At 38.3% G+C, this 11,560-nt stretch carries 4 protein-coding genes; all 4 read left to right on the top strand.

Annotated features, from left to right (window positions below; genetic code table 11):
• Positions 1 to 2: 2 nt before the first annotated feature.
• The 4 genes from ODU39_RS00255 to ODU39_RS00270 all read left to right on the top strand — a co-directional run bounded on the left by ODU39_RS00255 (position 3) and on the right by ODU39_RS00270 (position 11,554).
• The gene (locus ODU39_RS00255) at positions 3 to 125 is read left to right on the top strand and encodes a hypothetical protein (protein WP_044763406.1); all 123 of its coding nucleotides are present in this window, start codon (positions 3 to 5) and stop codon (positions 123 to 125) included.
• Positions 126 to 1,350: 1,225 nt separating this feature from the next.
• On the top strand, positions 1,351 to 8,697 hold the full coding sequence (locus ODU39_RS00260) for a SpaA isopeptide-forming pilin-related protein (protein ID WP_398579596.1): 7,347 nt from the start codon (positions 1,351 to 1,353) through the stop codon (positions 8,695 to 8,697).
• 44 nt (positions 8,698 to 8,741) lie between these two features.
• Positions 8,742 to 10,676, top strand: coding sequence for an isopeptide-forming domain-containing fimbrial protein (locus ODU39_RS00265; protein ID WP_398579597.1), 1,935 nt, complete (start codon positions 8,742 to 8,744; stop codon positions 10,674 to 10,676).
• A 23-nt stretch (positions 10,677 to 10,699) separates the two neighbouring features.
• Positions 10,700 to 11,554, top strand: a complete 855-nt coding sequence (locus tag ODU39_RS00270; protein WP_044768084.1) for a prealbumin-like fold domain-containing protein — start codon at positions 10,700 to 10,702, stop codon at positions 11,552 to 11,554.
• Positions 11,555 to 11,560 lie beyond the last annotated feature (6 nt).

Here is an 11,560-nt window from a genome sequence, read left to right on the forward strand (position 1 = left end):
CCATGTTTGCTTTAGGTACGATTATCAATACGGTGGTCATTGCCCTGGCAGGTTTGCTAGAGTCTTGGTTTGGACATTTACTGAAAGAACGGCATCAGTCGGGGTTGACGATGGGGAATGTTTGAGTCTTTCTTGAACCTGTTAGAATCCTTTGATTATTGGGGTATAGATAGTTAAATGGTGATTGGTTTCAATAATGAAATTGATTCTGATAAAAAACCAGGCAAGTGGGAAAGACGACTATTCCTAGTAGAGTCCGTCTTCTTATCCTTGCCTAACTTCAGTTATGCCTGCGGCTCATTGCCTCGTACTAAAAGTAAATTAAAAGACTATAAAATACGAATTGCTGTGATTTTCTTTACAAATCCTATATCCAACTTTTTTACCTCACTTTTGATTTCTAGGGTCAGGCTGAAACAGTTTCTTGGGCTGTCTCGGCACAAACTTTGTTTGTTCAATTTCTAACCTCAAGCAATTCTCTCAGATTGCTAGAGCAATCAACTACTGCACTGAGATATTGATACTAACTTAAAGAAGTGGCGTTGTACTTTTTACCTAGCTGGGCTATTATTTGTGCTAGATTGCCTGTGAGTAATTTTTTATTCATGCATGTTAGGCTAAAAGGTGAAAAGTCCTTTTTAGGTAGTTCGGGAATTCTTTATCAAGAATTCAGGGCAGGCTCATATATAATAGCTCAGAAATCTGAGTTTTCTGCAACTAAAATAGCGTCGCCGAAATATTTAAGCTACATCTTTTATTCAATCGAATCCGAAATTAGTCTCTTAATGATTTTGAGAAAAAGTATAATTTTATATATAAAAGCGAACAAAATTAGTTTTAGGGTATCTAGAAACTAGTATTGTTCGTTTTTTGTTTTGTTTATCAATCTGCAGAATGACCAGATGAGGTATTTCAAAAAAACAAATCATTTTGTCCTAGACTCATTAGAGAGTCAGTGTTTGAAATGTAATATGGTGTGATGCATATTTTTTGAAATATGGTTATTTTTATATTAAGGTGACTCTTGTCATTTCCAGATGTTCTTTTTCTATTTTTTCTGTGTTTCTCGCTAAATGTCGCTTGATTTTAGAGGGAAATCAAGTAAGATTGTATATGGAAAAAATCTGTATAAGTGTTATTGTAAAAAGTGAAAACTAGAGGAAGATTGCAGGGAACTTACGGTGATTTGCTGTTTATATTATAGTAAATTGAAATAATGGTATTTGAACTATCAATTTCATGTAAGCTTAATAAGTATTAAAGTTGATTTTGTTTATATTTAGAACCGAAAAAGATAATGTCCCTGTATCTCAACTTTAGCAGATTTAGACACAAACCAAGGAGTACGAGATGATAGAATTTAGAAAGAAAGCAGTTCAATTAGCTAGTTTAATGTCAGTTTTTTTTCTATGCACGTATAGTTTTACAGATGCGATGTGTATCATGGCAGAAAGTTTGTCGACCGATGGTGCTTCAAGAATAAGACGCACCTATATCGAAGACAAAAAGGAGGACAAAGATAGATTAAATATTGAGTTAGTAGAATCGTTGTCTAGTCCAAAGACTATAGGTCAAAAAATTACAATAGATAAGCAGAGTTTAGCTACACAGAATTTTAACGAAAAAGGTATAGTAGTTGTCACTCAAAAAGGGCTAGAGTTAAAGAAAGATGATTTAGAAAAAGGTTGGAAACTAGATGAGTCATATAACGAGAAGGACCTAGCTATAACAAAGAGTGAGACAGAAAAACGCTCTCTTTCAAATGAATTAGATGCATTGTCAAAGACTGTAGAAGAACTTCCAGTGTATGGAGAAAACTATCATTCCTATAGACTGCTGCCAACAACAGAATTGGATTATTCGGCAGATAATGTAAGTTTGACTTTAAGTTTTACCAAGGTTAGTGAGGTTATTAAGGGGGAGTTAGTAGCGGTAGTAGCTGCGGATCATATCGCATATTTTAAAGCTGAACCGAGTGTCTTTAAGGAGTATTCTCAAGTTAATGAAAGGCCTTCATCTACTGAGGATGTCAATGTAGTAAGCCCTTCTCAAGACCCACCCGTCTCTGAAACAAAAGAAAATGTACCTGACAATCCAGAATCACAAGGAAGTTCAACAGTTCCAGAGTCAGAGCAATCTGTGGATGCTTTGGTCGAACAACGAGGAGTTATCTGTATCAAATTAACAAAATCTAGTTCTGAACAAGAAGAGGGCATTGAGGATGCTGAAAATGAAGCCATCGAAGGTGCTACATTTGAGGTGCGTAATGTAGAAAGTGAAAATCTTGTTTATACTGGTCAGACAGATAAAGATGGTCTCCTAACGATTTCAAATCTTCCGTTGGGAAACTATGCGGTAATTCAAAAATCTACCATAGATGGTTATGAGATTTCTGCCACAAAAGAAGTAGTGGAGTTAACAGTAGCTCAATCAAGACAAAACGTCTCAATTAGCAACTTCCCTAAAAATCCTTTAGAAGGACTTATGCTGAACTCAATATTGGATTCATCTTTGATGCCGCGTTCAGCGAGAGTAGCACGTTCGCTACTTGATGTTTCATTATTTGATAATCCTACTGTGACAGGAAATGCAAATGCCACTACAACGACCACCGTATTCGGGAATAAAACAACAACCATCACGCGTGAAGAGTCAAATATAAAATACATTTTTAAACCTATTACAATTTCAATTCCAGGTGTTTATCAAAGCTATTCACAAGATGGTGTCTTGAAGAAAAAAGAGGTAGTGGTTGACTCAAATACCAATACCACAAAAATCATTTGGGAATACACTACTATGGTAGGTGGTGCCAATAGCAATATCACCTCCATTAGAAATGCCTTCTCAACAACAATTGACTCTGGTTTGGGTGAACCTAAAATTACTTCTATCATGAAGGATGGAGTTGCAATAACGCCCAATACGACATACTTCGGTAGTTCAGATAATTTTAAGTCGGCTACTGATAATTTACCAGTTGGAAACGGGACGTATGTCTATACGATTGAGACTCCTGTGGTGATTCCAAGTGATAACTATAGTTTGGATTATCGGTCGGAAGTAACTGTTAATGCTCCAAAGGGGAGCAAGCTTACCTATAATGGTACATCGGTTACCCTAACTCAGAAGGAAACACGTACCTTATCAACAGCAGACACCATTACGCTTCCAGCTAAAAATGATGGTGGTCCTCTAGGGGACTTAAAGGTAGATACGGTCAATACTTCCAATACCAATCGTACAATTGGTAAGTATAGTGATAATGACGATAAGGTCATCGAATGGACTAGTTCACAACTAAATGATACGTCGACAACCCAAAGGTTTACATTTGATGTTGCTCTAGATAGCTCACAAGCTGTCCATGAATATAAGGTTTATATATATGAACCAAGTAATGGAACCTATACTGAAACTAAAGCTGAAAAGGTCATTACGTCTGGGAACCAGATTACGGTTGACAATGTTCCAGCAGGTGCGGTCGCTTTGGTTAAGACAGTGACAAATGTGAAAGACGAAAAAGTTAATCACACCATTTCAGGAGCACAACTAGAAGCGCTGAAAGGTGATATAAAAATCCAGAAGAATTGGGAGGCTGATAGTGATAAGGTAGACGTGACCTTTACGGTTAATGGGGGAAGTTTAACTAATCGTAAGGAAACACTTAGCGCAAATAATACACAAATTACGATTGCTAATGTTGATAAGTTTTCTGGTGTGGGAAGCACAGCAACTAAAAAGAGGATATATTATGATGTGACCGAAGCTGTTCCATCAGGTTATATTCTTTCTAGCGCACAGACTGACTGGGAAAATCTTTACTATGTCTTTACAAATAAAAAGGATAATACCACGACACCAGTATTCCCACCAGATACTTGCGGAAACTATGGGGTAAGCAGTATAGACCTTGTAAGCATCAATTATGTCATGTATAAATCAGGTTCTAAAATTTGGGGTGGTTTTGACGGTTCGATGAAAATGAACTTGAAAATACCTGCTTTTGCGCGTGCAGGAGATTCATTTACTTTAGAATTGCCACCAGAGTTAAAGTTAAGTCATGTTGCAAATCCTAATGTTGCATGGTCCACTGTGTCTGCAAATGGTAAGGTGATAGCAAAAGTTTATCACGAAAAAGATAATTTAATTCGCTTTGTATTGACTACAGAGGCTTATTCCGTACAAGAGTACAATGGTTGGTTTGAGATTGGAGCTCCAACCAGTAATGTGATTAAAATCAATAATAGAGCGACTACAGAACTATATAAAACAGGGGTGCTTCCCAACCTTCCCGAGTGGTATACAACGACTACTCGCAATCAGACATTGATTAATAAGAAACTGAGCTTCAAATCTACCTATAATGGAAGTGGAATGAATTGTGAAAAGACGATACAAGCAGATGGAAGATTAGATGCTACAAATAACGACAATCGTGAGGGAGGGCTATCTAAGTTTGGAGGAATAAATAAATATCAATATAGCCAGACTGTAGATACTTTTACTTGGGAATTAGTTTATAATGCAGGAGGAAATAATATAACTGGAGGTCTAGGTAATAGGAGAAAATTTTATGATTTTCTTCATCCAGGTTTAGAGCTGTTTCCAAATGGAAATGTAGCAAATAGTATTCCTCAATCTATCGAACTCTATGTAGCAGATGGTACCAAGGCTATGTCCTATTCTAAGGATAGCTTAGAAAAGCTCACTTATAAAGGAACATCAAATAACGGGAATATCCACCATTATTACCTACCAGGTACGGATATTGGAATATCTGTTCGAGTTTATTCTGAGAGAAATTCTTATCCGGCTTTTGATGGATTTGAAAGCACTCATACAATCGAATTTTATCAAGAAGGTTGGAAACTAGGTAATAAAGCAATTGTAGTCCGTCTAAAAGAACGGAAAAAGTTTCAGAAAAATGGTCTGTACTATAATGGTATGAGTGTACCATGGAATAGTCCAGTTATGGGTGGAGGAAGAACCACTAATATCTATCGTCGTGAAGGAGATACAGTATCACAAGGTGGTGCTTATCCTGTAGATTGGTATGGTTTTAAACTGAAAAAGGTTGGAATTAAAAATGGTCAGAAAATTCCACTTTCAGGTGCGATTTTCACATTATATAAAGGAAATGAACCATATCGAACCGCAGTTTCAGATGATAATGGAGATATTCAGTTTTCGGAGATAATCAGCGGCACCTACACCTTCAAGGAAACTAGTGCACCACCTGGCTATATCTTAGATCCGACAGAGCACACTATTGTTGTAACCGATAATCAAAATATTACCATTGACGGGAAAAAATATGATGTCAATAAGCCAACAGAAGTTGTTAATACTAAATCAACTACACTTCAAATCAATAAATTTGAATTTGGTGAAAGTAAGCCATTGAAAGGAGCTGTCTTTAGACTGCAGAGTAAAAATGGTGGAAATTATGATGTCACAATAGGAAAAGTTCTTCCTGCAAGTCAGTTTATTTTCTCTAACCTCGCAAAAGGCATGTATACTTTGACGGAGACAAAAGCTCCTGCGGGTTATAAAACGATTCCTCCTCTTGATATTGAGGTTTATGAGGAAAACGGAGAGCTAAAAGTACGTAAATTAACAGACACTTCCAATACACAGACGGGAGCGGTAGAAGTTGTCAACGGAAACTTTAGTATAAATGTTGTTGACGAGGACTTTAGTACTGAGTTCACCAAGGTAAATGAGCAAGGTCAGCCACTCGCAGATGCAGTGTTTGAGCTTCGTCAGATAACCCAAACAGGCTACAAACGAGTTCTAACAGGCTTAACTTCAAATAGTCAAGGCAAGCTCCGTGTGGATCACTTGCAAGGTGGTACAACCTATGAACTTTGGGAAACTAGTGCGCCAGCAGGCTATAGTAAGTTAACAACAGCTGCGGCACGATTTACGGTATCTGAGACTGGAATTATCAGTTTTGAATCTGGTACTAGTGAGCGTATTATTAACCGCCCTCCAACTTATAAAGTTAAAGTTCAGAAAATTGATGCACTGACTGGACAGAAAGTAACTGTGCAGACACGTATTGGTATTACGGATAGCCAAGGGAATGTAATTGATGAGCAAATTTCAAACTTTGATAATGGAGAGTTCAGCTTCTCTAAAAACTTTGCCCCAGGGACTTACTATATCAAGGAAGAAAAAACTCCATCGGGTTATATCGGCTTATCAGGTTTGGTACCATTCACTATTCGGGCAGATGGTATAGTAGAAGTGAATAGTGATTATCTTGAAGGTATTGATGTGACGACGAGCTCGCCAGATACGATTACGATAAAAGTCAAGAACTATCCACTCGGAAAATTCAAAGTTAGCAAGCGTGTTAAAGGGATTAGTGATTTGACCAACCTTATCACTGGACAAATGACCTTTACTTTGACAAAGAATGACGATGTAAACTTTGCTCCTATCGTCAAACAGCAAGCCGCAAACCAAGACTTTGTTTTTGAAAACCTCCAGCCTGGGGTCTATACTCTGACAGAAACACAAGCCCCATCTGGCTATATCAAATCGACAGAAAACTACACGATTTATGTTAATAGGGATGGCAGTGTCCGTTTCTACTCTGACTCGGATACAAGTAGTCACATAGCACGTGGTTTGCATGTGATAAAATCTGCAGAGATTGCTATGGCCTCTACCTATAGCTCTAGTACAGAAGATAAGGCGCTGGACGGTGATTTGACAACCGGTGCCTTGTACCAACTCTCAAGTTCGACTTTGAATGAGGGACAATGGTGGGGAGTGAACTTAGGTTCGCCTCAGCGCGTAACGCAAATTCGCTTTGCTCAAGGTAAAAATACCACAAACGGTAGTGACCATGACAAAATGGATAGCTATGCCCTTGAGTATTCACCGGATGGTATCACCTATCAATCAATTGGTAATTTCACCGAGACCGACCTTACTCAGACTGTAGATATCTATGCTCAATACATTCGTGTACGGAATCTACAGACGGGAACAAATAGATGGTTGGGAATCCGAGAATTGCAGGTAAGTGTTCGAGATGCTACCCAAACGATTGAAGCAGGTGGAAGTGATGTTGCCGCTAATGTTATTAAAATCGGTAACATCGAAAATCCAGAGTTCAAAATTGAGAAAGTAGATGCGAATAACAAGCAAATATCAAAACCTGTTACCTTTAAGCTCTATAAAGTTGACGATAGTACAACAGAGGCAACTGTATCAAGCGCCTCTCTTGACGATACCAATCTCGTACAGACCTTGACATTTACAGGTCAAAGCAGTTTGACACGATTAACTGCGACAGCGCTTGGCAAATATGTTCTTGTAGAGACACAAGCACCAGAAGGTTATGACGGTTTGAGTGCACCGGTATTGTTGGAGTTATACGAAACAACGCAAGCTTATGCGGTAACGCAACAGAAAGCTGTGACACGTTTTAGAGTTTTAAGTCAAACTAATTCGGTTAATGTAACAGATTTACCTGATGTTAGTGGAGCTCTTGCAAATGCGATCAGCATTAAAGTGAAAAATAACGAGCGTAGGTACAATCTTAAAATCAAAAAACGTGATTATCACCATCCGACTCTTGGTTTAAATGCGCACTTTGAACTTGTTACAGAGGCTGGTCATCCGGTTGTAATTGATGGTGTTAATATGAAGGGGAATACAAATAGCGCTGACAACAGTATCACCTTCTCGAACTTGCCAGTTGGCGTCTATATTTTGAAAGAGACAGTTGTTCCTACGGGAGGCTATCGCCCTGTTAATCAATTACAAGATACCAAATTTGAAATCCGACCAGATGGTAGTTTACAAATTTTAGAGTCAGATTCGAATATGGTGACAGTTGATACGTCACAAGGTGCTACCCTTGAAATCACCATCAAGAACTTCAAGCAATTTAAGTTCAGACTCCAAAAAACAGATAATCGTGACGAGAATCACCTTCTAAATGGTGCAACATTTAAAATTTACAGTGATCCAAACAATGATGGTGTTGAGGATACCGAAGTTGCTAGTGGTGTGACGAAAAATGGTCTCTTTGAAACATCTTTGAGTTTTGGTTACTACATTTTGGAAGAAACTGTTGCGCCAACGGGATATCAATTAAATCCTAAGAAATACCGTTTCCAGATAAACCATGATGGAACGACCAAACTTCATAATGGAGATAATCAGGTTACCTTAGCTGAAAGGGTAGATGGCGATAATGTTATTCTCTTTAACATGAAGAATACAAAACAAACAACCCACATCAAACTTGCTAAACGGTCTTATAGCGATCCTACGCAACGTCTTGTAGCAACGTTTGAACTAAGAGAAAGTGACAATCCTCAAGCGACAGCAGTTGTAAAAACAACGACAACAGCAGGGGATGAAGTCCTCTTTGACAACTTAGCAGTAGGGAAAACCTATATCTTGAAAGAGATAGTAGCCCCTGACGGTTATCAAAAGATTGAGAAAGAATTCCACATTAATATTGGCGCAGACGGGGCTATCTCTATCCAAGATGGAGAGGACCTCGTCGGTCTAGACAATATGGACAATCACCTGATTATCGTGAAAAACCTCCGCAAAGGAGAATATCCGAAAACAGGTGGTATGGGTATCATTCCATATATTGCATTAGGGGGGGTGATGATGTTCATTGCTTTTGCCGTTGAGCAACGTCGGAAATATACTAGATAGTTCCTAATGTAAACAAAATAAGAAATAAAAAATAGGAGTATACAATGAAAAAATTGACGAAATTATTTTCGGTGTTTACTGTGTTCCTAACGGTGCTCGGTTCACTGATAAATATTAAACACTTAGTCCATGCCGAAGATACGGCTAGCACAACCGTTATTGTTCACAAAATTGTGATGAACGAAACAGACTTTAATAACTTTAACTATAAAGAAGATTTATCCAAATATAATGGTAATTCAATCGGAGATTTGAAGAATTATTTTGGTAATTCTGCCGTGGAAGTTGCGGGAGTAAAATTTGACGTATGGAAAAAGACAGATGTGGCAGATCCAGAAGCTAAGACAGGTGCAGAACTTGGTATTACTGGAGATACAAATAAATATGTAAAAACCGATAAAACTGCAATTACACAAGATAACGGTGCGATATTCACTCTAGCTAATGGGATTTATATCTTCACTGAAGATAAAGAAAAGTCACCATACTACAACCAAAATGGTAGTGAATTGACTGGTATGAAAGCTGTACCATTCAAGCTTGAATTGCCACAGGCTAAAACAGATGGTTCTGGATACTTTGATACCCAAACTCCTCTTCATGTGTATCCAAAGAACACTGAAAACAAACCTGAAATCACAAAAGCGTTCACTGATAAGGCAAATATTGGAGATAATGGTGTAAAAAATGTTGAAATCGGTCAAGAAATTGGTTACACTATTACGACAAAAGTTCCTAAGGACGCAGCATATAAGACATTTGCTTGGGAAGATACCATGCTTAAAGGTCTTGACTTCAAGCTAGACTCACTACAAATCGCAGATGATAAAGGTCTTAACCTTCAAAAAATTACAGACTACACTTTGACACAAACTGTACGTGGGTTCATGGTGCAATTGAATCCTGATGGCCTTGCGAGATTGGAAGAAAAAGCAAAGGAAGGTGAAGTGAAATTCACTTTGACCTACAAGGCTACTTTAAATGACTCAGCTAAAGTTGATTCTGGAATCCCTAACAAGGTTAAATTGATCTACGGTAACCGTCCAAGCGAGTTCTCTGAACCAAAATCAACAACACCAAAAGATGGAGAAATCACTGTTGAAAAAGAATGGGACGAAGGCTTAACTCCAATTGATGTTAAGTTTGGTATCTATGAAAAAGCTACTGGTGTTAAAGTTGATGAGATTACACTTCAGAAAGGTCAAAAATCTGTATCTAAAACAGGTCTTAAGGGAGGAGTTGAGTACCTTGTTATTGAGGAAACGGATGTAGCAGCCTCTCTTCCAGATTACACTGTTATTGAAGAAGGTAAAATCAAAGTAAAAAACAAGAAAAACCCGAACCCAACTCCGCTTGAGCCAGAAGAGCCAAAAGTTATCACATATGGTAAGCGTTTTGTGAAGACTGATGATAAGGAATTGAATGCTAGTACGAAATTACTCGGTGCAGAGTTTATTGTTCGTAAAGAGGGCGAAGAGAAATACCTTGCTTTGAAAGCGTCTGCTACAAAAGATGCAGAAGTTTCAGACTATACCCAAAAAGAAGCTGCCTATATTGCAGCCGTCAAAGAAAAAGCTACTGATATTGATCAGAAAAAAGCCTTGCGCGATGCAGCGTACGAAGCAATGAACATGCAATGGACTTGGGTAGATAGTAAAGATGGTGCTTTCAAATTTGTATCATCAACAGATGGTAAGTTTGAAGTCAAAGGTCTTGTGGCTGGTCAATATGAACTTATTGAAACAAAAGCCCCAGAAGGATATGCGCTTCTTACTACAACTGTGAAATTTATTGTAGGTCCAAATACATGGGGGCAAACAGATGATATTACTGCTGAAAACTTCCAACAAGTTAAAAACAAAAAAGTAACCATTCCACAAACGGGTGGTATCGGTACACTTGTCTTCACAATTGTAGGTTTGAGTACTATGGTATTTGCCTTTATCGCGATGAAAAAGCGTCAATCTGAAGAAGCTTAATTATTACTAGAAAGGAGGGGCAGATGAAAACAGTAAGACAAATAATATGTTGCCTTGTCGCTATAATGTGTGTATTATCATTGCCCTCGCTTTCACTCCAAGCGCAAGATTCTTTTGATGTTCAGGTTCATATTCCTCTCCCTAATGGAATAGATGCCAGTCAAGTTTCGACGGGTTTGGAGGCTTGGTACATCGCTTCAGAAGAACCTGTTTCTTCTGAACAGTTGGCAGATTCTTTATATCAAAAAAGTCGGTCTGAGTTGACCAGTCTCTATGGTGAGCCAATTTCTTCTCAGGCTCTTTCTCCAGAAGGTCAAGCCACTTTTCGAGGATTGACTAAGGGATGGTATTATGTTCGGCAAGTAGGAAAGCCTACGAGTCTAGAAGTTATCCCATTCTTGATGAATGTAGGTAGAGGTGTTACAAAGATTGAGGCTAAGGTCAGGAGACCTAGCGAAGAAAAGGGTAGTAAGCCGTTTTTAAAGGTATCAACCAGCACCGCCCCTTTATCTGGGGCAGAGTTTGCGGTTCTTGAGGAAGTAGGCGGAGAATTGAAGGAAGTGATAGTCGACGGCAATTCTTATCACGTCACTTCAAGTTCGAATGGTCAGTTTGTGGTAGGTCCTCTTCCTTATGGTACTTACTACTTAAAAGAGGTCAAGGCCCCTACTGGCTACATTTTATCTCAAGATACGATTCCTTTTGAAATAACCTCGGATTCACATGTGTCCGAGATCATTAAGATTAAGAATAAACCTGTTACACCTCCTGGAATTGAAATTCCATATACAGGAAATGTGGTGGTAATTGCAGTTTTATCTACCGGTATTTTGCTCTTCTTGCTAGGTTATCGCTTGGTAACTTATACTAAGCGATAACGTTTG

Source organism: Streptococcus sp. 2021WUSS126, from assembly GCF_044427255.1.
GTDB lineage: Bacteria > Bacillota > Bacilli > Lactobacillales > Streptococcaceae > Streptococcus > Streptococcus hashimotonensis.

Coding starts and splice junctions, on each gene's coding strand:
- ODU39_RS00255 (WP_044763406.1), top strand. CDS start 3: ATGTTTGCTTTAGGTACGATTATCAATACGGTGGTCATTGCCCTGGCA.
- ODU39_RS00260 (WP_398579596.1), top strand. CDS start 1,351: ATGATAGAATTTAGAAAGAAAGCAGTTCAATTAGCTAGTTTAATGTCA.
- ODU39_RS00265 (WP_398579597.1), top strand. CDS start 8,742: ATGAAAAAATTGACGAAATTATTTTCGGTGTTTACTGTGTTCCTAACG.
- ODU39_RS00270 (WP_044768084.1), top strand. CDS start 10,700: ATGAAAACAGTAAGACAAATAATATGTTGCCTTGTCGCTATAATGTGT.